General features: G+C 55.6%; 20 protein-coding genes and 1 pseudogene. 11 read left to right on the forward strand and 10 right to left on the reverse strand.

Annotation, left to right across the window (positions count from 1 at the left end):
* Positions 1-12 precede the first annotated feature (12 nt).
* The 5 genes from E8D52_13495 (at position 13) to E8D52_13515 (ending at position 6,830) form a co-directional block, all read left to right on the forward strand.
* A complete protein-coding gene (locus E8D52_13495; protein TKB66704.1) occupies positions 13-1,152 on the forward strand; it encodes a glycosyltransferase in 1,140 nt (379 codons plus the stop codon).
* On the forward strand, positions 1,149-2,354 hold the full coding sequence (locus E8D52_13500; GenBank protein TKB66705.1) for a glycosyltransferase family 4 protein: 1,206 nt from the start codon (positions 1,149-1,151) through the stop codon (positions 2,352-2,354). The genes E8D52_13495 and E8D52_13500 overlap by 4 nt, the downstream gene beginning before the upstream one ends.
* Positions 2,351-3,580 (forward strand): glycosyltransferase family 4 protein, encoded by a 1,230-nt coding sequence (locus tag E8D52_13505; GenBank protein TKB66706.1) that lies wholly within the window; start codon positions 2,351-2,353, stop codon positions 3,578-3,580. Before E8D52_13500 ends, E8D52_13505 begins: the two co-directional genes overlap by 4 nt.
* Before the next feature lie 221 nt (positions 3,581-3,801).
* The gene (asnB, locus tag E8D52_13510) at positions 3,802-5,688 is read left to right on the forward strand and encodes an asparagine synthase (glutamine-hydrolyzing) (GenBank protein TKB66707.1); all 1,887 of its coding nucleotides are present in this window, start codon (positions 3,802-3,804) and stop codon (positions 5,686-5,688) included.
* A gap of 29 nt (positions 5,689-5,717) precedes the next feature.
* Positions 5,718-6,830 carry an SGNH/GDSL hydrolase family protein gene (locus E8D52_13515; GenBank protein ID TKB66708.1) on the forward strand — a complete coding sequence of 371 codons (1,113 nt, stop codon included), beginning with the start codon at positions 5,718-5,720 and terminating at the stop codon, positions 6,828-6,830.
* 91 nt (positions 6,831-6,921) lie between these two features.
* Here E8D52_13515 and E8D52_13520 read toward each other — a convergent pair whose 3' ends face one another.
* Both E8D52_13520 and E8D52_13525 read right to left on the reverse strand, forming a co-directional pair.
* Positions 6,922-7,338, reverse strand: a complete 417-nt coding sequence (locus E8D52_13520) for an IS1595 family transposase (protein TKB66709.1) — start codon at positions 7,336-7,338, stop codon at positions 6,922-6,924.
* Positions 7,299-7,715, reverse strand: a complete 417-nt coding sequence (locus tag E8D52_13525) for a transposase (GenBank protein TKB66710.1) — start codon at positions 7,713-7,715, stop codon at positions 7,299-7,301. The genes E8D52_13520 and E8D52_13525 overlap by 40 nt, the downstream gene beginning before the upstream one ends.
* Positions 7,716-7,894: 179 nt before the next feature.
* Between E8D52_13525 and E8D52_13530 the strand changes: the two genes are divergently transcribed.
* Together E8D52_13530 and E8D52_13535 are read left to right on the forward strand one after the other, a co-directional pair.
* Positions 7,895-9,277, forward strand: a complete 1,383-nt coding sequence (locus tag E8D52_13530; GenBank protein ID TKB66711.1) for an IS4 family transposase — start codon at positions 7,895-7,897, stop codon at positions 9,275-9,277.
* A 291-nt stretch (positions 9,278-9,568) separates the two neighbouring features.
* Positions 9,569-10,663: a hypothetical protein gene (locus E8D52_13535; GenBank protein TKB66712.1), complete on the forward strand. Its 1,095-nt coding sequence runs from the start codon at positions 9,569-9,571 to the stop codon at positions 10,661-10,663.
* Positions 10,664-10,917: 254 nt separating this feature from the next.
* Here the strand turns inward: E8D52_13535 and E8D52_13540 are convergent.
* Positions 10,918-11,930: pseudogene (locus tag E8D52_13540) on the reverse strand (IS30 family transposase).
* Positions 11,931-12,267: 337 nt separating this feature from the next.
* Here E8D52_13540 and E8D52_13545 point away from each other — a divergent pair.
* The 3 genes from E8D52_13545 to E8D52_13555 all read left to right on the forward strand — a co-directional run bounded on the left by E8D52_13545 (position 12,268) and on the right by E8D52_13555 (position 15,594).
* Entirely contained in the window at positions 12,268-12,597 is a 330-nt protein-coding gene (locus tag E8D52_13545; protein TKB66713.1) for a divalent-cation tolerance protein CutA, read from the forward strand.
* A 128-nt stretch (positions 12,598-12,725) separates the two neighbouring features.
* The gene (locus E8D52_13550) at positions 12,726-13,745 is read left to right on the forward strand and encodes a M23 family metallopeptidase (GenBank protein TKB66714.1); all 1,020 of its coding nucleotides are present in this window, start codon (positions 12,726-12,728) and stop codon (positions 13,743-13,745) included.
* A gap of 166 nt (positions 13,746-13,911) precedes the next feature.
* Entirely contained in the window at positions 13,912-15,594 is a 1,683-nt protein-coding gene (locus E8D52_13555) for a formate--tetrahydrofolate ligase (protein ID TKB66715.1), read from the forward strand.
* Positions 15,595-15,598: 4 nt separating this feature from the next.
* On the opposite strand, the gene E8D52_13560 is transcribed toward E8D52_13555, so the two are convergent.
* From E8D52_13560 to E8D52_13585, 6 genes are all read right to left on the reverse strand, one after another.
* The gene (locus E8D52_13560; protein TKB66716.1) at positions 15,599-16,459 is read right to left on the reverse strand and encodes a protease modulator HflC; all 861 of its coding nucleotides are present in this window, start codon (positions 16,457-16,459) and stop codon (positions 15,599-15,601) included.
* Complete coding sequence (hflK, locus tag E8D52_13565) at positions 16,456-17,583, reverse strand: FtsH protease activity modulator HflK (GenBank protein TKB66717.1); 1,128 nt, start codon at positions 17,581-17,583, stop codon at positions 16,456-16,458. The genes E8D52_13560 and hflK overlap by 4 nt, the downstream gene beginning before the upstream one ends.
* A gap of 77 nt (positions 17,584-17,660) precedes the next feature.
* Complete coding sequence (locus E8D52_13570) at positions 17,661-18,794, reverse strand: inorganic phosphate transporter (GenBank protein TKB66718.1); 1,134 nt, start codon at positions 18,792-18,794, stop codon at positions 17,661-17,663.
* A gap of 9 nt (positions 18,795-18,803) precedes the next feature.
* Positions 18,804-19,841, reverse strand: coding sequence for a radical SAM/Cys-rich domain protein (locus E8D52_13575; protein ID TKB66719.1), 1,038 nt, complete (start codon positions 19,839-19,841; stop codon positions 18,804-18,806).
* Entirely contained in the window at positions 19,842-21,029 is a 1,188-nt protein-coding gene (locus E8D52_13580; protein ID TKB66720.1) for a methyltransferase domain-containing protein, read from the reverse strand. It lies immediately after the preceding gene.
* Between the two features lie 448 nt (positions 21,030-21,477).
* Positions 21,478-21,792 (reverse strand): hypothetical protein, encoded by a 315-nt coding sequence (locus E8D52_13585; GenBank protein ID TKB66721.1) that lies wholly within the window; start codon positions 21,790-21,792, stop codon positions 21,478-21,480.
* Between the two features lie 402 nt (positions 21,793-22,194).
* Between E8D52_13585 and E8D52_13590 the strand changes: the two genes are divergently transcribed.
* Positions 22,195-22,716 (forward strand): hypothetical protein, encoded by a 522-nt coding sequence (locus E8D52_13590; protein TKB66722.1) that lies wholly within the window; start codon positions 22,195-22,197, stop codon positions 22,714-22,716.
* A gap of 170 nt (positions 22,717-22,886) precedes the next feature.
* Here the strand turns inward: E8D52_13590 and E8D52_13595 are convergent, their stop codons facing one another.
* A complete protein-coding gene (locus E8D52_13595; GenBank protein ID TKB66723.1) occupies positions 22,887-23,366 on the reverse strand; it encodes a 4-oxalocrotonate tautomerase in 480 nt (159 codons plus the stop codon).
* Between the last annotated feature and the right edge of the window lie 15 nt (positions 23,367-23,381).

Here is a 23,381-nt window from a genome sequence, read left to right on the forward strand (position 1 = left end):
TTGGATTTCAACATGATGCGAAGCGCAAGCGAGGTCATGCAGGTGCTGCATCTGATCGAGACCGGCGGGCCGGGCGGGGCTGAACGCATGTTGTTGGGGATGACACGCCACCTCGACGCGTCATTCCATTCAACGGTCGGCCTCCTGAAGCCGGGCTGGTTGGAGACCCAGGTACAAGAGAGAGGGCTTGCACATGTGCGGATTCAGGGGGGAGCGTGGGGAGACTTCGGACGTATCCGCCATCTGGTAAAGGTTGTTCGCATCTCGTCGATTCAGGTGATCCATGCCCACGAGTTTTACATGAATGTGCTCGGTGCGGTGGTCTCGCGGCTGACCGGAGTGCCGCTCATCGCGACCGTTCACGGTAAGAACTATTATCCTGAAAAGCGCCGCCGCCGACTGTTGTATCGGTGGGTGGCAGCGACGGCGGCATCGGTCGTTACGGTATCTGAGGATTTGAAGTCGTTTTTTTGCCGGGCCACCGGAGTAGCCGCTTCTCGTGTGACCATGGTACCCAACGGGATAGATACAGGCGCATGGTCGCCGGTCGTGCCTGACGCGGTGCTGCGGGCGGATTGCGGCATCCCGGTCGATGCAATGGTCGCTGGAGCGATTGGGAATTTGTATCCGGTCAAGCGGCATATCGATCTGGTCCGCGCACTTCCGCTTATGAAGGCTGCCTGCCCGAATATCCATGTGGTGATTCTTGGTCGTGGCGATCAAAAGGCCATTCTGGAGCGAGAAGCTGATTCGCTGGGCGTGGCCGACCGTTTGCACTTGCCTGGCTTTCAGGAGGATGCCCGCCGGTGGCTGAATATCATGGACTGCTTTGTGATGCCGTCGGAAAGCGAAGGGATGCCGCTGTCACTATTGGAAGCGATGTCGGCGCAGTTACCGGTGGTAGTGACGGCCGTCGGCGGGATTCCCGAGGTTGTGATGCATGAGGAATCCGGTTGGCTAGTTCCTGCCCATCATCCCGATATTCTGGCGAAGACGTTGATCCATGTGTTGACCAATCCGTCGCAGGCGAGGGTGGTGGCAAAACGCGCGCGCGCCCGCATTGAAAGCAGGTTTTCGGCTGATGCAATGGGTCATGCCTACGGTGTGCTGTATCGGCAGGGACTCGAACAGGCACGAAGGGTTGCGCGATGAGGATTTGCAAGATCTGGGATGCAGACTATCCCTGGGACATCCGGGTCGAGAAAGTGGCGGATTCGCTGGCCGATGCCGGGCACGAAGTGCATCTCGTCTGCCGGAATGGAGGTCGCCTTCAGCGGACGGAATCGACAGGGAAGTTTCAGATCCATCGCTTGCCGGCATTTCCAATGTTCCTGGGTCCGCTCCACGAGATCTGCAACTTCCCTCATCCGGGCAATCCGTTCTGGTGGGGAGAAATCGCCAGGGTCATGCGCCGATATCGCATCGAGTTAATTCTCGTGAGGGATCTGCCACTGGCCATTCCCGCCGGCCTGCTTGGAAAGCTGTTCGGGATTCCGGTGGTCTTGGATATGGCGGAGAACTACCCGGCAATGCTGGAGGATCGGCGATTGTACACGCCGACCAGCGCATTGGGGCGGATGCTTCGGCATCCGAGTCTGGCTAGGCTGATCGAATGCCTGTCCTTTCCGCTCATGGAGCATATCGTCGTGGTCGTCGGTCAATCTCGCGACCGGCTGAAGGCCGCTGGAGTATCAGCCCAGCGGCTCACCGTTGTGACGAATACTCCACGGGTTGATCAGTGGGATGCCGCGCAAGCCACCCGGACGAATCCAGCGCCTCAACGGGGCTTGCACGTCGTCTATTTGGGCAATCTGGATGGCAGTCGGGGCGTCGATATTGCTATCAGGGGGATGGTGCAGCTCAAGCGACATGGTATGCCCGCCCGCTTGACGATCATTGGGCAAGGTCCATCACGATCAGTGCTAGAGGAGTTGCTCACGACCGAAGGAGTGGCCGACCGTGTCACAATCTGCGGCCGATTACCGTTCCGCGAGGTACAGGCAGTGATGGCCGAATCGGATGTGGGGATTATTCCTCATTACGGGACGGAAGCGTGGAATACCACGATGCCTAACAAGCTCTTTGATTATATGTTGTGGGGAATTCCGGTCTTGGTATCCGACATCAAAGCTGTGGCGGATATTGTACGGGATGTTGGTTGCGGGGCCGTATTCCGCGATCGCGATCCAGAGGACTTTGCGCGCTGCTTAATAGAGATGCAGCCCGTCGAGGTTCGTGAGCGCATGGGGTGTAACGGGCGGCAGGCGATTCAGCAACGGTACAACTGGAAGGTCGAAGGGGCTGATCTGGTGCGGTGCATCGAACAGGTCAAAGCGAGGCATCAGAGCGCATGAATATGCCAGGAACAGGGGAACGACCTGAGCGAGATGCGCAGGAGAAATTGTCGGTGGCGGTGCGGGAGTGTCCGTTGCGTATTCTTTTCATCTTTCCTCAGGTCTGGGATCCCTGCAAGACTAACTTTTCCGGTCAGTTTACGATGCTTCCAGAGTCTGTCTCAGGGCATATTTTCACGTTGAGTAGTCGGCAGCAGCCCGTGGTGAAGTTAGGGCGGTTTCTCTTGCGGTGGAAAGAGATCGGCGCGTCGACTTGGCAGGGACTTTGGAACGGGTTGGTGGCTCGTTGGTGGTTGCCGATTTGGTATCTCAAGCGCGGAGAAGTCGATGTCGTAATTGCATACGATCCATATGCATGCGGATTGGCGGGGGTGTTTTTGAAGTGGGTCCTGGGTGCCAGACTCATTGTCCAAATGAATGGGGACTTCCATGAATATCCCCCGTCGTCCAGCGTTATCAAGAATGCCATCATGAAGATGGTGTTCTCCTTATCGATGCGGTGGGCCGATGCGGCAAAGGTGCTCAATTCCAGCCAGGCGGCCTATGTGCGCCGGCTCTATCCTGCCTTGCCTGTCTACCAGTTTCACGACTACGTGGCCTGCGAGTTTTTTGAAGCGACGCCGACGACCCAGGGAACGCATGTGTTGTTTATCGGACATCCCTTTCACTTGAAGGGAGTTGATATTTTGGTCAAGGCGTTCCTGTTGATCGCCGACCGACATCCGTTGGTATCGTTGCGCATTATGGGGTATTCCCCTGAGCCTGAGTTGTCGGTGTATCAGGCCTTAGCCGGGCACCATCCACGGATCGAGTTTCTCAAGCCTGGCTGGATGGAAGCAGTGAGAGACCAATTGAAGGATTGTTATGCGCTGGTGAATGTCACAAGAACGGAAGCTTTAGGCCGGGTGTTTATCGAGGCGATGTCTTGTGGAAAACCGATAGTGGCATCCGATACCAATGGTGCCAGGATCTGTGTGGAGGACGGCCGAACCGGATTTATTGTCCGGCAGGAGGATCCCGACGATTGTGCGCGACAACTGGATCGTCTCTTGTCCGATCCAGCGTTGGCTGCACGTATGGGACAGGCGGCGCGGGCGCGGGCGCGGGCTTTATTTTCTGAAGCCTCCTACGAGCGGTGTTTCATGCAGATGACACGAGAGGTCATGGCCGGGCGTACAGGTCGTGCGGCTGCCTCCCCAAGTGCACCGACGTTACCGACAGCCTAGCAGGTTGCGGGAAAACTCATGGTGACCGGTGCCGTCATCACAGAGATTGCGGTGTGAGACGACGCTGAATAGCCATGCAGGGTGCGCAACAAGGCCGTCCAACAAGGCCGCAGCGAGCAAAGAGTCGAATCGTGCTCTGGGCTGTACGGTGATCGTCTGAACGAGGCGAGAACGCCGCTGGCGGTCTTTTCCCGTATTCTGCTAGAGAGGAACGTGATGCAATGTGTGGAATAGCCGGTATGGTTCATAGCGATCCCGCGCATCCGGTTTCCTACGAGACCGTTCAGCGTATGTGTGACCGAATTGTGCATCGTGGTCCAGACGATTACGGGAGCTATGTCGAAGGTCCTGTCGGTATCGGCATGCGACGGCTGAGCATCATTGATCTGGATGGTGGCAAACAGCCGATTCCCAATGAAGATCGCACGGTGTGGGTCATCCTCAACGGAGAAATCTACAACTACAAAGAATTGAAGCGGCAATTGGAGGCTCTAGGCCATCGACTTGCCACGGCAAGCGACACCGAGGTGATCGTTCATCTGTACGAGGAATATGGCCCTGATTGTGTCCTGAAGCTCCGCGGCATGTTTGGATTTGCTGTGTGGGATCTCCGTCGGCAGACCTTGATGCTGGCTCGAGATCGGGTGGGAATCAAGCCGCTCTATTATGCCGAACTTCCCACGGGATTAGCCTTTGCCTCGGAGCTCAAGTCACTGCTGACTCTTCCGGACTTGCCTCGCGCGGTTTCTTCGCAAGCTGTGGCAGAGTATGTGGCGCATCTCTGTGTGCCTGGGCGGTTGTCGATTTTTGATGCGGTACAGAAGCTTCTTCCGGCCCATCGGCTACTCTATCGGCATGGCCGGGCCTCCGTGGATTGCTATTGGCAGGTCGAGCCGCAGCCCGACTTTGCGAAGTCAGAAAACGAGTGGATTGAGGAGGTCCGTGAGCAGCTGCGTGATGCCGTCGAGAGCCATATGGTGGCCGATGTCCCGGTAGGTGCCTTTCTTAGCGGAGGGCTCGATTCCGGGTCTTTGGTGGCGTTGATGGCTAAGGCTTCGGCGGAGCCGGTGCGGACATTTACGGTAGGGTTGACCACGGAGGTCGGTGATTTTGATGAGCGAGACGCAGCGCGAGTCATTGCCACTCAGTATCGAACTAAGCATGAAGAGTGTCTCTTGGCTGCCGAGGTTGGATCTCTGTTGCCGTCGATCGTGGCGTCATTCGACGAGCCGTTTGCCGATTCGTCTGCTATTCCGAATTGGCTGGTCTGCCGTGAGACAGTGCGCCATGTGAAAGTGGCGTTATCCGGGCTCGGAGGCGATGAGTTGTTTGGGGGCTACGAACGATATGTCGGCCTCCAAATGGGGGAATGGTTCCGGTGGATTCCCGGCCCGATTCGATCTTCGTTGGCGGCGCTGGCTGGATCACTGGCGTCGGGAGACGGCTCTTCACCCATGATTGACCGGGTCAAGCGCTTCATGGCGGCAGGAGAATTACCGCTTGCACAGCGCTACTTTTCCTTCATCGCAGCCTTCGCGAATGCGTCTGACATTTTGCACTCCGATGTGATCAAGCAGGTCGGCAGCGGAGCCCCCCGGTATGAGGAGATTATTCGTGGCTTGACGGTGAGGGAACCGTTGGACGTCGCCCTCACTTCGGATCTTCATTTGTATCTGCCGGATGACCTGTTGACGCTAAGTGATCGAATCAGCATGGCCCATTCACTAGAGGTCCGCGTACCGTTTGTCGACCACCAGTTGATTGAATGCCTCTCCAAAATGCCCGCCCGGTATAAAGTACGGGGGTTCCAGAAAAAGGTCCTCTTTAGGAAAGTCATTAGAGATCTGCTGCCGTCTGAACACTTCGCCAGGCCGAAGCAAGGCTTCTCTATTCCGCTGGCCTATTGGTTGCGTGGCAGTTTGAAGACGATGTTGTTGGATGTGACCGGTAGTCGAGCGGCCAAGGAATCTCCCTGGTTTGACTGGCCTAAAGTCAAGAAGTTGGTAGACGAACATCTATCGGGCCAGCATAATCATGAAATACGACTTTGGGGAATTCTTTGCTTTCAAGAGTGGAGTCGGCAATATCTAGGGAAGGGCTCTCACTGAGTGTGCAGGAGTAAGGAGCGTGTAGCCATATGAGTGTCCTGGGTAATGCGAGTAACAGGGCAGCTGTTGATGAAAAACAGCGAATAGGCGGTCAAGGTGGTGCTGGGTCGATCACCTGGCCCAAGGCGGTTGCTTTTTCCTTGCTTCCTGTATTGATTCTGCTTCTTCTTGCCGAAGGGGGATTGCGTGTCTACTCCTGGTATTTTCGTACGGCGTATGAGCACTACAACGCGTCAACAGGACGTCTTGAGTTAGTGCCGGGCCTGCAGACCACCTTGTCCGACGGGCGGAAGATCCGTATTAACTCCAAAGGTTTCATTGGCCCAGAATTTGAGGACAAGAAGGCGGAGGGGGTCTACCGGATTTTCACGCTAGGTGACTCTTGTACATTCGGCGGCGACTGGGATGTGAGTTATGCTGCATTTCTCGGAAAACGGTTGAACGCCGTGGCTCAGAAGTTTGAAGTCATCAATGCCGGCATAGAGGGCTATAACTCTGAGTATGCGTTGGGACGTCTTAAGGATGATATCCTCAAATATTCGCCCGATCTCGTGACTATCTATATCGGCTGGAATGATCTGATGAAGCAAAGCCCGAAGAATATGTCCGGCACCGGCCAGGTCACGTGGCTCGGGCGAGTTCTGAACAATAGCTATATCTACAAAGGGCTGAGCAAGGTAATGTTTTTCTACGTGAGGCCTGCGCTATCGAAGCCACAAGTGACGGGGGAGGAAGCTGAGTATCATGTGTTCGATGCCTTTGTGCCTGCGACGTATGAGGAGAATGTGTCGGCAATGGTTGAGGTACTACGTGAGCGGAACATTCGTGTACTATTGATGACGCGGCCGACGGCGCTTATCCGGTCCATGACGCTGGATGATTTACGCGCGCAGAATATTTTCTTCCCGTTTTTTCCCGAGGCATATAGCGTCCCTCGATTGCTCAGTTTACATGGGGCCTATAATAATTCGATTCGTCGATTAGCAGAACGTTTGCAGGTGCCCTTGGTGGATCTGGATGAAGAATTTAATCGACAGGATAAGAAAACTTTGTTTTGGGATACGATGCACCCAAGCAAGTTGGGTCATGAATTAATTGGAAGAATATTAGATGAGACCATTCGCCAGATTGTATCGCTGTAATGGAGGACACGGTCACGGGCATCTCTTAGCCAGCCTAGTGCCGAGCTCGTGAAACCTTCATGCAGTAAAACTGACTAATTGAATTCGGTAATTAGGGCGAAACGTAACCAAAGAAGGTCTGCAGGAACAGTTTAAAGAGATTGTCCCTGCGATAATTAAAACGGAACTCGATTTCCTGCAGATACATCGGGAAGTGATATTGGGACACACCTCGGTAATTATAGAGGATATGCTTGCCGAATGACCAGAAGCCTTCGATCCCGTTGAGATGGTTCTTCGTGCGACGATCAACGAGGTGCTTGCTATGGTTGACGGTGTGATGCTTGCCGTACCGTTTGAGCGACTGATAGCCCTTGAAGGCGTCAGTATAATAGACGGATCCCTTGCGGGTCTTGGCGCGGATGTGGGTCATAAGGGTGTCGGCAGACACGTTCTCCACGACCTCGGTATACACGCGCCCCTCACGCTCTAAGAGGCCGAACACCACGCTTTTCCCGGCTGCGCCCAGACCGCGCGCGGGCCTTTGCGCCGTCCGCCGAAATAGGCCTCATCCACCTCAATCTCGCCGGAGAGTTTGCTGGCCATCGCCTCCAGTTCGGCGACATGGAAGCTGGCAGCGCGCAGTTTCTGGTACACCCGGCTGATGACTTTTGCATCGACAGCCAGGTCATGTGCCAACCGGTAGGCCGGTACTTGCTGATAGAACCCTTGGAGGATCGTGATTTCACGCCGCAGTTTGGCACAGCTCTTTTGCTTGCCACATCTCCGACACTTCACATAGCCGCGTCTCGTCCGGTTGACCTTAAATGAACCGCAAAACACGCACTTCTTGCCTCGCAATAAGTTGGCCGCGCACCCAAATACTCGGTTTTGCCCTGCAACCATCAGGCCTCCAGCTTACCTCATGGTTACGAAACGCCCTAATTACCATAAAATAATGGCTCAATAGACGAATGGCACTTACTTAACAGCTACAGCATCGCTGTGACGCACAACAGGCTGATTCCGGTGATACGGTAGGGGCCTCAACGCCTACCGATCTTTCATCCGAGGAGTGAGCCGGCATGTATCCGAAACGGAACCCCTGTGCACAGCAACAACAGCAGATTCGTTGTCACGCCCACAACAGTGATGCGTCCACGTTCTTCAATCTATTGACCCGCCCTGAGTTGGTGAGCGAGATCGAGTCACTGATCCCGCCGCATCGGAGCCGGGTATTCCCCCCAACTCAGACCCTGTCGATGTTTCTCGCCCAGGCGCTCAGTGCAGATGGCTCGTGCCAGAACGTCGTCAACGACACGGCCGTCAATCGCATAACCCGAGGCCTTCCGCGTTGCAGTATGCATACCGGAGCCTATTGTCGGGCGCGACAACGGTTACCGCTGGAGCTCCTGTCGACACTGGTGAGACAGACCGGGCGACGGATCAGCACACAGGCTCTCGAGCGTTGGCGAGGGCGTCCAGTCCGGCTGGTCGATGGCACGACCGTGGTGCTGCCGGACACACCAGCCAATCAGGCGGCCTATCCCCAACCGCGAAGTCAGAAGCCTGGGCTGGGGTTCCCCTTGTGCCGGGTCGTGGGCCTGCTGTGTCTTGAAAGTGGCGCCGTGCTCAATGCGGCGATTGGACGCTATCAGGGAAAGGGCGGTGATGAACAGACTCTCCTCCGGTCGATACTCCATACATTGGAGCAGGGAGACCTGCTGGTCGGCGACGCCTTTTACGCCTCGTATTTCCTGCTGTGCACCTTGCGCACGCTGGGCATTGATGCGGTCTTTGAGCAATACGGGGCCCGCCAGCGCCGGACCGACTTTCGGTGTGGACAGCGGGTAGGTCCACGCGATCACCTGATCGTGCTCCAGAAACCCATTCATAAACCAGACTGGATGACTCAGACGGACTACGATCAGGCGCCCAGCACGCTGATGGTACGGGAGTTGCGCACCGGTGGGAAAATCCTGGTGACGACGCTGCTATGTCCCAAGACCACGCACAAGTCAGCCTTGAAGGCCCTGTTTCGAAGCCGATGGCATGTCGAACTGGATTTGCGTCACATCAAGAGTACCTTGGGTATGGAGCAATTGAGCTGTCAGACGACGACCATGGCTCGCAAGGAGATGTGGGTCTATCTGCTGGCTTACAATCTCATTCGGCTGCTCATGGCTCAGGCGGCGCTCCACTCTGGCTCATGGCCACGCCAGCTGAGTTTCAAACACACCCTGCAGCTCTGGATCGCCTGGGAGCAGCATGGCCAGGGTCTTACCTGCGACACGACGCGGGATGGCCTGTGGGGCCTGATCGCTCAACAACGGGTCGGTAACCGGCCCGGACGTCTTGAACCCAGAGCCATCAAGCGACGGCCCAAACCCTACCCATTACTCATCAAACCCCGTGCGATCGCCAGAGAGGACATCCGGAACTATGGCCATCCCAAGAAGCTTAAGTAAGTGCCATTCGCTCAATAGACCGAATTGCACAGTGAAGCGACATGTAGGGACGTGCCTACAGCTAGCACACTAGACACTAGTCAAGAGCGTTTGTAAACACTAAGATTTTCTGTTGGTCTAGCGTGGTCCGACAATTGCTTGGTACATCATGGCCTACGCAGAACGGCCACAGCAACTGATGCATGATTTACACCGAATATATAGAGGTAATGGTGAAGGATGGAACGGATAGAGCGATGAACGATCGTGGCGATATATAAAGACCTAAATATTGACGACGAGGAGGACACAATGTTTCGATTAAGAATGATTCCTCGACTAGCATTCCATTGTCTCGCGATGGGAGTTCTGGGGCTGGTCTGGGTAGCTAGTACCGAGGCTGCTGAGCAGCGCTGTGATGAGCTGGGTTCCAATTGCGTGTGTTCAGAACCATTCCTCATGACCAGCTTCACGAAGAACATTGATCAGGCTTTTTGGAATCCCACTGATACGACGATAAAAGAGTGCGGTTATGAAGTGGCTGGGCATCCTATCTCACGGCCCGCGCAAGACATCCAGGCACGAACTGATGCTACGGCGCTGGCGAGACTGGGTAATAAGATTCCACGGTTTGTGTCCTCTGGAGCTGGCGCAGATGGAATATTCTTTATTGGCGGTGATATTAACTCGTCGGCACTAGGGAGTACCTACAATGCGCGTATGGCAGTAAGGTTTTACACGTACTATAGCCCTGATTATAATTTTCGAGACGATACCCCTGCATGCCATTCCAAATTCCTACAAGGATCTGTCGGAAGTTGGCACTTCGAGAACTTCGTGGGGAATATCCATATGTACAATTTTACTGGAGCTAACTGGCGAACCACAAGCGGTAGCTACTTCCCTCGTGACTGTTGCTGGGCTACCCCAGGTGCCGCACTCGCGTTGAATAACAATGATTGGAAGGGACACTGGTTCCGGGTGGAGGTCGTAACCACGAATCGATCCGGGCCAGGCTGGCGAACCATTCTCTACATGAAAGATGTGACGACGACGGGCGTGACCAAAGTCAATGGCGGAAACGAGTTTGTCGCAGCAGACACCTACGGGACAGACTCAGGCCCAGATGACTGGACAACTGCATTTAACCAACAAATCATGTCAAGTCCTCGGCAACTACCGATGGTCGCCAATATGTACCGAGAAAGGGGAGCAGGGTCTTGCAGTGGATGGCGTGGCGTCTCGCACTTTGTGATTGCCGGATGGGACACGAATGCTGGTCAGCGGATAGGAGCAGCCCCTGAAATCGAAGGAGCGTCGGGTGGTGGAGGAGGCTCGAGCCCGCCTCCAGCCCCAACGAATTTGAGGTTCAGCGCCCTGCAAAACGATTCAATGGCAGGCAATTAAGCGAGTATTCTTGGAACCTCGCGTCCTCCCGGACTAATTGGGAGGACGCGGAACCAAGTATCTCGTTTTCTACTTCAATACCCCCTCCCACGCATTCCTCACCTCCTGGTTGTTTTCTACCCCCACAAAAGAAACAATAGAAACACAGCGAGCATCTGGATTTTGCATAGGTAGTCTGACGGGGTAGGATCTGCGCCTCATCAGGAGCGCACTTTGCTGGACACCCCCGTTCCATCACTATTTACTGGGTGGGTTCAAGTTCCAAGTGCAACGAGTGAATGGGAGCGGAGTTCCGCATAAACTTCCAGGGGCGTCGCAAAGTTAAGACATTTTCGCGGGCGCGTGTTCAGCCGATGGGCGATGGCGTTCAGGTCACGCTGTGTGTAGCCCGATAAGTCCGTGCCCTTGGGCAAGTACTGGCGCAACAGTCCGTTCGTGTTCTCGTTGGTGCCTCGCTGCCACGGACTGTACGGATCGGCAAAGAAGATCTGGATCGCGAGTCGCTGGGCCAGCTGCGCGTGCTCCGCCATCTCTTTCCCACGGTCGTACGTCAGCGTGTTGCGCAGTGCGGCGGGCACGTGCCGAGTTTCTTGGTGAAGCCCTGTCGGGCACTCGTGGCATCCGTCCCCTCCATCCGAGCCAGGATGACCAGGCGCGTCGTCCGCTCCACCAGCGTGCCGACAGCCGAGCCCTGACGGGCCCCCTTGATGAGGTCACCTTCCCAGTGGCCGGGCACCGTGCGGGTCGCCACCTCGGCTGGACGTGCGTCAATCGGCGTCATGTTGGGGATCTGGCCGCGTCGATCCGTCCCTCGCGCTCGAGGGCGGCGCGCCTTGCGCGCCTGACGCAGGGCACTCAACAGCTCGCTGCGCAGCGCTCCGCGCGGCAACACATAGAGCCCCGCATAAATCGTCTCGGTCGAAAGATGCTTGCGCATGTCGCCAGGATACGCGCGGCGGAGCCGCCCGGCAATCTGCTCGGGCGAGCAGCCCTGCAGCAGCTGGGTCTGGACATACTGCCACAGCCACGGGTCCAGGAGTTTGCGCGACCGCCGCGGCTGACGGGCTCGGGTAGCCGCCTGTGTCTGTGCGGTGCAGGCTCGATAGGGTCGGCCGCGCGTGGAGTTGCGAGCCGACTCGCGGCTGATGGTGCTGGGCGCGCGTCCCAACACCCTCGCCATCGTCCGCACCGAATGGCCGTGGGCCAATCCCAGACTCAACGTTTCACGTTCGTCGGCACTCAGGTGGCGATAGGATCTCGTGTGCATGGCAACACCTTAGCCCAGTTGGGCCGGTCGTGTTGCACTTGGAGTTAGAACCTAAGCCACCTTAAAGACAGCCTGTGGAAAACTCGGGGAAAGTCGGTTTTTGAACGTCGGTGTCCCAAAAAATGCCTGAATACCACGTTTGCCATGCAGTCCCTCATCCAAGAGCAATATCTTCAGTCGCTGTGGAGTCATAAGTCATTGTAAATAAATGTAATGTATATTGTGAGTCTTTGCTGGAAAGGCACAGATGTTGCTCAGGGTTAAACCGGGGAGCGGGTCGCGCCGTTGAAATGATCAGGTTGCTTGTCGAGAGGCGCTTGGGTATCCTAGCTATCCTATGGGGACTGAATCCATCCAGGTAGTGGTTGTCATGGTCACAACAGCAAGCCAAGATGAAGCGATGAAGATTGCCGACCTGGTGGTACAGTCTCGCCTGGCTGCTTGCGCTTCTACGATTCCCACCGTGCGGTCAACGTACTGGTGGGAAGGAAAGTTGATGAACGACCAGGAAACACTAGTGTTGATCAAGACAACCTCTGATAAATTCAACTCCCTTGAGGAAACAATACAGAAGATCCATTCGTATAAAGTGCCGGAAATTATAGCAATTCCTGTGTGCCAAGGATTTTCACCATATCTAGAGTGGGTTCGCCGAGAAACCTCCTAGATAATGCGGTTGAAACCAGACCGTCGAAGCACTATTTTTGGGTTGACCAATGGGGGGCTAGATCGGTAGCTTGTAGGGTAATTTTTGACATGCCTTCCAGGTACAAGTAGGCACGGGAGACGAAGGTTATGAACCAGACAAATATTCAAGACGGCGATGCCTATACCGTTGTAGTTTTCAGGGGATCCACGGCAAAGCCTATTCGCTTCAGCTTTTCGAAGAAACTACTCCGCAGATTGTTGGTCTGTGTGGGGTTGGTCGTTCTTGCTGATCTTCTCGTGGTTTCTCACTATGCCATCAGAACGGGAGAGGTATGGGAGTTAGCAGCTTTTCGCACGGAAGCCATGAGCGCACGAGAGCAGACGGCAGCCTTCTCCACGGCTATTGATGACTTGAAGAAGCGCCTTGGGGCAATGAATGAGGTGAATCAAAGGCTTCGGGTCATGCTCGGCATAGAAGTACCCAAGACGGGAGATATGGCCAACGGTAGGGGTGGAGAAGAGGTGCCAATTTCTGAAGAAGGAGGCTCGATACCCAGTAGAACCGAACTGGATGTTTCCTCAGGTATCTCTAAGCAAACATCTGAGGGTAATCAAGAACACTCGTCTGCTGTTAGTCTAGAGCCTTCTCGAGATGCCCTCCTGGCAGTTACATCAGTGAAAGAGGGGTTGGAATGGCTTTCAAAACAAGCCACGGTGCAGGAACGTATGCTTGACGAGTTATCACAAGCAGCTGAGCAGCGCTCGTCTCGCTGGGCCTCGACGCCTTCGATTTGGCCAGTCAAGGGGTGGGTCACCTCTGGGTTTGGCCCGCGAATTTCTCCTTTCACGGAGAAGCCAGCCTGGCATGATGGATTAGATATCGGTGCTGCGCCAAACACCCCGGTCCGTGCTCCGGCCCAAGGTCGGATTACATCCGTAGGATACGATCCTAAGCTCGGGAACATGGTCCGCGTCGATCATGGATTCGGAGTAGAAACCCTCTACGGACACCTGGCGAAGGCCTTGGTGAAGGAAGGCCAAAGGGTCGAGCGTGGCGATGTCATTGCGCTCGTCGGGAGCTCTGGCCTTTCCACCGGTCCTCACCTGCATTACATGGTGAAATTGAACGGCCAAGCGCTTGACCCAACCAAGTACATTCTGGAATAGCAGACCGTTTCAATATAATCGAAGTCAGTCCAACCTGTTTCTGCCGCTTCTCGAAAGTCCAGCAGTTAGCTGCCAGGTCCCATTGGCTTCTGCCCGTCTGCCCCCTTGATTAGAACCTATGCTATACTGCGGCTCCGTATGATCTAGATAACGAGACGAGAGCCTCTTGACCGATCTCGACATTGCTCAATCCGTTACCCCTCGCCCTATCCTAGAAATTGGTTCCCAGCTTGGGATTCGCGCCGAAGAGCTAACTCTCTATGGACGGGATAAGGCCAAAATATCTCCACAAATCTTGGATCGCCTCGATGCTGCACCGCGAGGACGGTATGTACTTGTCACAGCGATAAACCCAACCCCCTTGGGAGAGGGAAAGACGACGACATCGATTGGTCTTGCCATGGGGCTTACCCGGCTCGGGCGTCGAACCGCGCTTACTCTTAGACAGCCATCGCTCGGTCCTGTGTTTGGAGTGAAAGGCGGCGGTACCGGTGGGGGGCATGCTCAGGTCGTGCCCATGGAGGATATAAACCTTCACCTGACGGGAGATGCCCATGCGGTAGCCGCCAGCCACAATCTGCTTTCAGCATTCCTCGACAATCATCTGTTTCATGGAAACTCTCTCTCAATCGATCCGACCAGAACTCCATGGCCTCGGACGCTGAGCGTCAATGATCGTGCTCTCCGAGACGTATTATTGGGGGAAGAAACCGGTCGACGTCGTGGCCAATTCGTCATCACCGAGGCTTCAGAGGTTATGGCGGTGTTGGCACTTGCGAAGGATTACAACGATCTCCATGAGCGGCTTGGCCGAATAGTGGTCGGGTTCACAATGTCAGGAACACCGGTCAGGGCCGAGGCGCTTGGATGCGTAGGGTCGATGGCGGTGCTTCTGAAGGACGCCCTCAAGCCGAATCTGGTTCAAACGCTAGAAGGGACTCCCGCATTTGTGCACACGGGACCGTTCGGCAACATCGCCCATGGGAACTGCTCGGTCATTTCCGATGCCATTGCACTTCGATGCGCTGACTTTGTCGTGACCGAGGCGGGCTTCGGCAGTGATCTTGGAGCGGAGAAGTTTTTCAATATCAAGTGCCGTGCGTCAGGGTTCACTCCGACCGTGGCGGTTGTTGTGGCAACCTTACGGGCGCTGAAACTCCATGGTGGGGGTGGCGTCGCCAAGGCTGGCGCTGCGTTGCCTTCGAGTCTCACGGGGCCGAACCAGCAGGCCTTATCGAAGGGGATCGCTAATCTGGAACAGCATGTCGCCAATGTCCTGGCGCATGGGGTCCCGGTTGTGGTTGCCGTCAATGCCTTCAAGAATGATCCTCAGGATGAGCTGGACTGGGTTCGGGAACAGTCACTGAGGATGGGCGCAGTCGATGCGGCGGTCTCTACGCACTGGGCCAACGGTGGGAAAGGGGCCGAACAGCTCGCGGCGGCTGTCCTCAAGGCATCCGAAAGACCTGCCCAATTCAGGTATCTCTATGATGTGTCATGGCCAATCAGAAAAAAGATAGAAACCATTGCCACAAATATGTATGGAGCTGCTGGGGTCTCGTTCGAGCCGGAGGTGGAACGTCAAATAGATACTGCCGAAGCGTTGGGGTATGGGGGCTTACCCGTTTGCATGGCGAAAACACCGCTGTCGCTTTCACACGATCCCACGGCGAAGGGGAGGCCAACTGGATTTACGGTTCCAATCAAAGAATTGCGGATCCTAGCTGGTGCCGGGTTTGTGACGGCGGTCTGTTCAGGGATTCAGTTGATGCCGGGGTTGCCAAAGAGGCCGATCGGTGAGCGGATTAGGCTTGATCCGGCCAGCGGGAAAATAGTGGGGCTGTCGTAGACGCTCAGCGCTGCTTCAAGTATCGGAAGAATTCCGAATCTGGGCTCATCACCAGGGTCGTGCCATCTTTGAAGGCGCTCTTGTAGGCTTCCATGGAGCGGGTGAACTCGAAAAACTTCAGGTCCTGTCGGTAGGCGTCAGCATAGATCCGAAACGCTTTGGCATCGCCGCCGCCTCGAAGTTCTTCCGACTCCTTATAGGCTTGGGCCAGAAGAATTTCACGGTCTTTTTCGGCTTCCGATCTGATTTTTTGCGCTTCTTCCGCGCCCTCAGCTCGATATTGCTTCGCCTGTCGTTCCCGTTCCGCCTGCATCCGAGCAAAGACCGCTTTCTCATTTTGCTCAGGCAAATCAGCGCGCTTAATCCGAACGTCCTGAATCTCGATGCCGTAGACTGATGCCTTCTCGTGTGCCCGTTCGGTCACCACCTTCATGATGTCCGCTCTCGTGCTCGACACGATTTCAAGCAACTCATGGCGACCCAACTCGACGCGGAGCTCGGAATAGATAATGTCATGCAGCCGCTGGAGCGCGCCCCGCTGGCTTTGGAAGTTCTGATAGACCTTTAACGGGTCGACGATGCGCCATTTCGCAAAGTTATCCAGCAAGAGGGTCTTCTTGTCGGAGGTAATGACATCCTGCGCGTTTGAATCGTAATCCAGCAATCGTTTCTCGAAGTACGTTACCTCCTGGACGAACGGCATTTTGACATACAACCCTGGTTCGGTGATATTTCGAACGGGTTTGCCGAGTTGCACGACGATGGCCGTCTGGATCACGTCTACGACGAAAAGGGGAGACGCTCCCAGCACGAACAATCCAACGGTCACGGCGAGGAGCGCGATAACGATCCCTTGTTTCGTCATGGACGGCCACCTCTCGGCTTTTGAATGGAGGTAGGCTCCGGTCTGGATTCATCAGCCTCCAGTTGCTGGGTCGGTTTGGCGAGGGATGAGGATCTAGACTTGGAGAGGCGGTCCAGCGGGAGATACGGCAACACCCGTTCGCCGCCTTTCCCGTCGATGATGACTTTCTCCATGTTCGGAAGGATTTCTTCCATGGTTTCGATATAAATCCGTTTGCTGATCACGTCTTTCGCTTGGTTGTACTCTTTGAGGGTAGCCAGGAAGCGGTTCGCCTCGCCCTGGGCACGATTGAGCCGAGCCTGCGCGAAGCCTCTGGCCCGGTTCACCAGCTCGGCGGCTTCACCCTTGGCTCTCGGAATGATGTCGTTCCGGTAGCTTTGGGATTGGTTGATGAGCTTCTCTCTATCTTCCTTGGCATTGGTGACGTCTTTGAACGCGGCGGCGACCGCTTCCGGAGGATCAACGTCTTGAAGTTGCACGGCGGCAATTTGTACGCCAGCATGGTACTGATCGAGAATCGTTTGCAGCAACATCAAGGTGTCCTGCTGAATCACGGCTTTTCCAGTGGTCAGAGCTTCGTCGATCTTACTTTTTCCGACGACTTCACGCATGGAGGCTTCGGCTGCTTTACCAATGGTTTCATGGATGTCCGCCACGTTGAACAAGAAGTCGCGGGCCTCTTTAATCTTATATTGGACGATGAATTCGATGGCGAGGATGTTCATATCACCGGTCAGCATCAAGGCTTCCTGAGGCACCATCTGCTGGCGGCCTTGTTGATTGGTGCGGAACCCGACCTCTACGCGAAAGAGTTTGGCGACTTTCGGTTGGAGGACGGATTCAATCAGAGGAATCTTGAAGTGCGGACCTGGCTCTACGGCCCGAACCGGAACGCCGAATCGTTTCACGACACCTTCTTCATCCGGGGCGACGATAAACACACTCTGCCAGACGAGAAAGATCACCAAAGCGGCGATGATGATATTCCAGGCTCCGCCAGAGGGGATGAGGCTTTTCAGGCCACCAGGAGGAAGGATGTCCTTGAATTGCGACTGGGCCTGCTTGAGAACTTCCTCAAGCGGGTCAGGCTTTTTGCCCCACGGATCTTTTGGGTCCCAGACCATATCAGTAATGTAGGAATTCCAATGACAATGAATGACAGATCGGCACCATAGCAGACTGTTGCCGTGATAGACAAGGCCTATAGGACCCTGGTCAGGACAATATAGGCCAGACAAGCTAGGAGCGCAGCGGCAGGGAGCGTCACTATCCATGCAAGGATCATTTCCCGCACAGTAGTCCAGCGGACGGCGGACGATCCTTTCAACAGACCAATACCGATGATCGCGGAGCTGCTGAGGTGGGTGGTTGAGACCGGCAGGCCAAGCGATCCGGAGAGAAGCACGAGCGAAGAGGTTGTGAGATTGGCGGACAATCCTTCCACATGATTCATCGTCGTCACATCTTCCGCAAGCACTTCCGTGACGCGGCGCCCACCCCAATAGCTGCCGATTCCCATGGCGATCGCCACACCGGCAAACACGAGCAGTTGCAGAGCCACACTGGGCCAGCCAGCCTGGAGACTTCCGAGTAACAGCATCGCGGCAATCTTTGGCGCATCGTTCATACCTCGGGCCAGGGACGTCAGCCCGCTTGAGAGCCAGTGGATGGAGTCGAGGCCAAGCGTTGGGCCGGACAGGCCTGCGCGGTCGCATTGCGAGGGCACCGACGCGATCGGTACGCCGAGACCTCCGGCCTGAAATAGGGTCCGGGTGCACCCCTGTGCGTCGATCGTGACGAGAGCGCGATGGCTTGGCAGGACACAGACACAGAGGCCTTCCCATCGGTTCGCAACCAGGCGCAGAAGAGGGTGAGCCAGGCACGAGACCGCGAACGAAAGGAAGGGGCTCAGCAATAAAGGAAGCGCGATCTTTTTTGAAACCGTGTCCCAGATCAAGCCCTCGGTTCCAAACGCCATGAGGCCGGCTCCCACGAGCGAGCCGGTCAAGGCATGGGTGGTAGAGACCGGAAGTCCGGTCTTTGAGGCAAAGAGCACCCAGAGCACAGCACCACTTAGGATTGCCGGAGCTAGGGAAGAGGGGATGGCGAGGCCTGGTTCGATGAGCCCGCTGCTGAACGTCTTGACCATCGCGCTGGCCACGAACGCCGCAGTGGCAGCTCCGATCATCGTCCACCATGTGCCCCAGATGATGGCAGTTCGATAGTTTGTGACGCCGCTGCCGACCAATGTGGCGATGGCCTTTGACACGTCATTCGTGCCGTTCGCAAAGGAGAGCAGGAGGATCAAGAGAAATGTGAGGACTGACAGGTCCATGAAGACCCTCTAAGCAGTAGTCCCGCTACAGGATGAACCGGAGCCGGCCGTGCAACCGAAGCAATGGTTGCGCGTGACGATCTGGCGATGGTGGAGTTGATCAGGATCAAAGTCGCGGATATACGACGGCGCTCCGTGATCAACCGGGAGTTCGAGCATCTGGTTGAAGTCACAGTCGTAGAGTCTGCCGTCCCATCCGACGGACAACGTGTACCGGCACATGACGCCGGCGGCTGCAGTCGGGCTGAACGCATTGGCCAGGCGCGTCATATATTGATCATAGTTGCCGCTTTCGAGGAGGAACTCCAGGAACCGGCTGATTGGCATGTTGGTGATCGTGTAGAGCCGGTTGAACTCGATCCCATGCCGGGTCCGCAATTCTTTCTTAAACTGTGCTTCGATCGATTCCTGCTTTGGAGGCAGGAACGCGCCGACGGGATTGTAGACCAAGTTCAGGGCGAGCCCGCTATCCGAACGGCCATAGCCGAACCGGTTCAGCAGACGAAGTGCCTCCATCGATTTCTCAAAAATGCCGTCGCCTCGTTGTGCATCAGTTTGGCTGGCACGGTACGACGGAAGCGAGGCGATGATTTCCACCTGGTGGTGAGCCAGGAATTCCGCGAGATCCGCCTGGGAAGGAAGCAGCAACACGGACAGATTGCAGCGATCCATCACATGCCGACCAAGCCTGCGGGATTGTTCGACGAGCCAGCGAAAAAGGGGATTCAGCTCCGGCGCGCCACCTGTGATATCCACTGTGGGAATGTCCGTCTTCGCCAGAGCCCGCATACAGTGCTCTGCCGTTTCTAAGGACATCGTTTCAGGACGATCCGGCCCGGCATCCACGTGGCAGTGGCGGCAGGTCTGGTTACAGAGCTTACCGACATTGATTTGGAAGACCGTGATGCCGCTCGCACGCAGAGGGAACATTCCAGCTTGGGTGAGTCGCAGGTCGAACGGTGGAGAACCGCTCGGTTGATCGAGGATACGGAGTTGTTCAGCCGCTGAGGCGAGGGGGTTGCTTCGGCCAAGCAACGTGAGTGGCATCTAGCAGCAGCCTCCATTTGGAGAACAGGTGACGGCTTCACCGCTGACGCGATTCCCGGCTCGATTCAAAATGACAAAGTGAGGCTGATACCCCTCGCTCTCCAGAACAGTCACTGTTTTGGAACAGATTTCTAGCGGCTCGCCGCGGCGATAGACATGGTGATCGTCATCGGCTGCTTCAACGAAGGGACCGGCCAGCAACGCATAATGGCCTTGCCAGGTGCATGGGGCATCAGCCGGGAAGATAGCCGTCCAACGTGGGTCATGGTTGTCGAACGTCACAGGCTCTGCGGCCAAGAGAAAGTGTTCAGCGAAGGGAGGGGTGCTCAACAACAGTGCCTCATCCGACGTGATCGGCTGTGATATGCCACGCCGATACGCTGCGCCTCCTTCAACCACGACCCGGCTGAAGGGGCCACGAAGGGTCGCATATTGGAATGAGGAAGTCGCTGGTGCCGGAGGTAGCTTGTACCCGGTCAGCGTCACGGAAAAGAAATGGATGCCATCGATGATGCGCCAGGGCGAAAATTTCACCAGATGAATACCAAGAAAGCCGGCTGCCGTCATGTCGTTCATGTAGTCGGTGAGCGTCAAGGCGCCGGATAAACAGTCTCCCCATTTTGGGGTGTCATGGACAAGGTACTGCGGCACGATGTGATCGGACACGATGTCTGAGATGGTGAACCGTCCGCCGGGCTTGGCAACTCGATACATTTCCTGAAACACCTTCCGCTTATCCGGTGCCAGGTTGATGACGCAATTCGAGATGATCAGGTCGATCGTCCCTTCGTCTACGGGCATTGCATCCGCCAGGCCTTTGCGAAACTCCACGTTCGAGGTGGGATAGCCCAGATTCGTGGCCACGCCCGCTGCATGTGTTCGGGCAATCTCCAGCATCGTATCGGTCATGTCGATTCCGATCACGCGGCCTGTGGGACCCACCAAGCGGGAGGCCTCAAAGCAATCAATCCCGCCGCCCGACCCAATGTCCAAGACTGTCTCACCGGCCTGCACCGTCTTGAGACCTGCCGGTGTGCCGCATCCATAGGAGATCTTGAGTACTGCTTCAGGAATGAAGGTTTTGAGATGTCCCATGTCGTAGCTGGTGGGGCAGCACATCTCTTCGCCGGTACTGGCGGCTTTGGCATAGCGCTCACTGACCTTGTGTGTGATGTCATCAATCGGCATGGCCGGCCTCGCAGAGTTGATCAGAATACCTACGAAATATGTGTATCAACACTTCGCCTATCGGGTCAATCGGAGCTTCCCCAGGTACGGAGAGAAGGTGGTGAATAGAAACATTCGGTTATCTCCTTTACAAAGTCGGTTTCCGGACGCGAATCTTACAGGTGTGTCGAAATAATTGGTTGGGAGACGGCAACGTTGGCAGGTTGCCTATGGCTTGGCGCAGGCGGAGAAAGATGTGGGAAAGATCGAGGCATGCCGTGTGAAAGAGGCGTTGATTCCAGGGTGAGATCGGCTGATAGGTCAGGCGAATACCGCAGCAACCGTTGGTCTCGTGCTGCTGGGTGAGCTGAATAGTTTATGAGAGGCTGAGCTCAGAAGCGTTTCGCAGTATTCTGTGTTCGGCGGTCATGCGGTTGGTGACAGGAGAGTGGCTGAACGCCGGTCGGGCTCAGCGATTGCTAATCATTGCAAACATGAGCTGCTCCACCCGCGCTTTTCGCTTGATCTGGGCGCGCGACATAGGGCGGGACGAGGTGGGGGTGTGACGGGGGAGCGTAGATGTATGACCATGATGCCGGTCCTGTTCCCCGCTCCCGTATTGGCCCTGTTCTGATTCTTGGGCGATGAGCTCTTGGTGTAGTTGCCACAGCTTGATCTGCAGCTCTTCGAACGATTCCCCATAGGCTTCTTGCTCTTGGTAGCCTTCCAGGTAGCCGCGCCACCCGTCTCCGTCTTGCACGATGATGTATTTTGTTGAGCGCATTGGGGAAGTATAGCTGGACATTTCAGATGCGCAAGCGAAGCGGAAAAATGAAATTCTTCAGGATTCAAATCTGAAAAAGTAGCAAGAAAGCCAATGGCTTAAGTCTATATATTCCTTCCGTGGAAAGTCTGTTGGGCCTCTGCGCGTAACAAAAAAATGATTCTTGAATGGCCGTGAGTCAGGCTCGCAGATACATTCCAATTCTGTATCGTTCTCAAGCAAAGACCTCGCGAATAGAAGCAAGGATTGATCGTTAGAGGTGTCACGCCGATTGGACGGAGGATGGGTCTGTCAATTTGGCGGGAAAAGATCGACAAGAACGGCATTCACCGCTAGATTTCGAAATAGGCGTTTTGAATTTCCAATTTCGTCGTCCGACCAAGTGCAGAGAGGAGCCAAGACATGATGACAACCCAAACAATGACGGATGCACAGTTGAAGGACCAGGCGATCAGACAAGCGCTCGCGGGCGATATCACTGAGGCGCGGCAAACTGCAAATGAGATCGTTGATAAGCGGTACTTGCGAGAGGCCTGGCAAATGATGCTATTCGTCGAATCAGAGCGGGGGAATGTCCAGGCCGTGAAAGATACCATCGTTTCGTGCCCTGATCCGTCGCTCTTGGCCAGTCACTTCTACCTTGAGTTGCCGCAAGTCTTCGTCAAGGCCGGAGATCGGTCTGGGGGCATCGAGATTGCCAAGGCCATGGGCGATGCCGGAGTCTTGCCGCTTATCGGCATTGTCGCCCATCTGGCGGAGGACGGTGATATCGCTGGAGTGCGAGAAGCGCTTGCTCATGTTGATGAAGATTTGAGAGTCATGATTATGCGTAAGGTGAGTGCCTATCAGCCGAAAATCCAGCGACTTGATGGACTGAATCTGGTGGGAGACCAGGCTGCTGAAGTCAAATCATTGGCCGCCTGACCATTTCCACTGATGTCTTCCCGCTCAGTTCTTTCCTGATTATTTTCTCCGGACTACCCAGGCTCGGGCCGATTTTTGGCAGACCGGGTGAGTACCCCACTTCGCACCGCAAGAAAGACGACGCTGTCATGTCGACCGTCATCTCTCTTGGGTACGACGGGTGGTGAAGCCTATCGGTCCGCGACTCCGGGAGTGAGAACAAGATTGACGGGGAGCTTTTCCGCCAAGGTATAGGCACTCGCTTTATTTTCCTTGACCCACCGCTTTTCTGCTACCGATTCGAACGGCGGGGCCAGTTCTCCTTGAAGAGACCAGAGGTCGCAGGGTGTTTCGTCGATGGACACCTCCCAGTCATACCCCCTGTCCTTGACGAACGGGGCAATGACGGTATCAAGTGTCCTGACCCACCACTCTCGGAGCACCGGCCCTGGTACCGTTCTGGCGATCTGGTCGATCTTGAACCGAATAAACTTGTTGTGTAGTTCCCCACCCACATAGCATGAGTTTTCCGCCATCTCCTCATAGACGAACACCACGTAGAACTTCGGGATCGGGATACTGGCATACACTGCCGTTACCCGTTGGGCCAGTGCCTTCTTATCCTCCGCTGTGAACGCTCCGACAGGATGATAGACTTTCCATAATGGCATTGCTCTTCCCTCCTC

It is taken from the genome of Nitrospira sp., assembly GCA_005116745.1.
Taxonomy (GTDB): Bacteria; Nitrospirota; Nitrospiria; order Nitrospirales; family Nitrospiraceae; genus Nitrospira_D.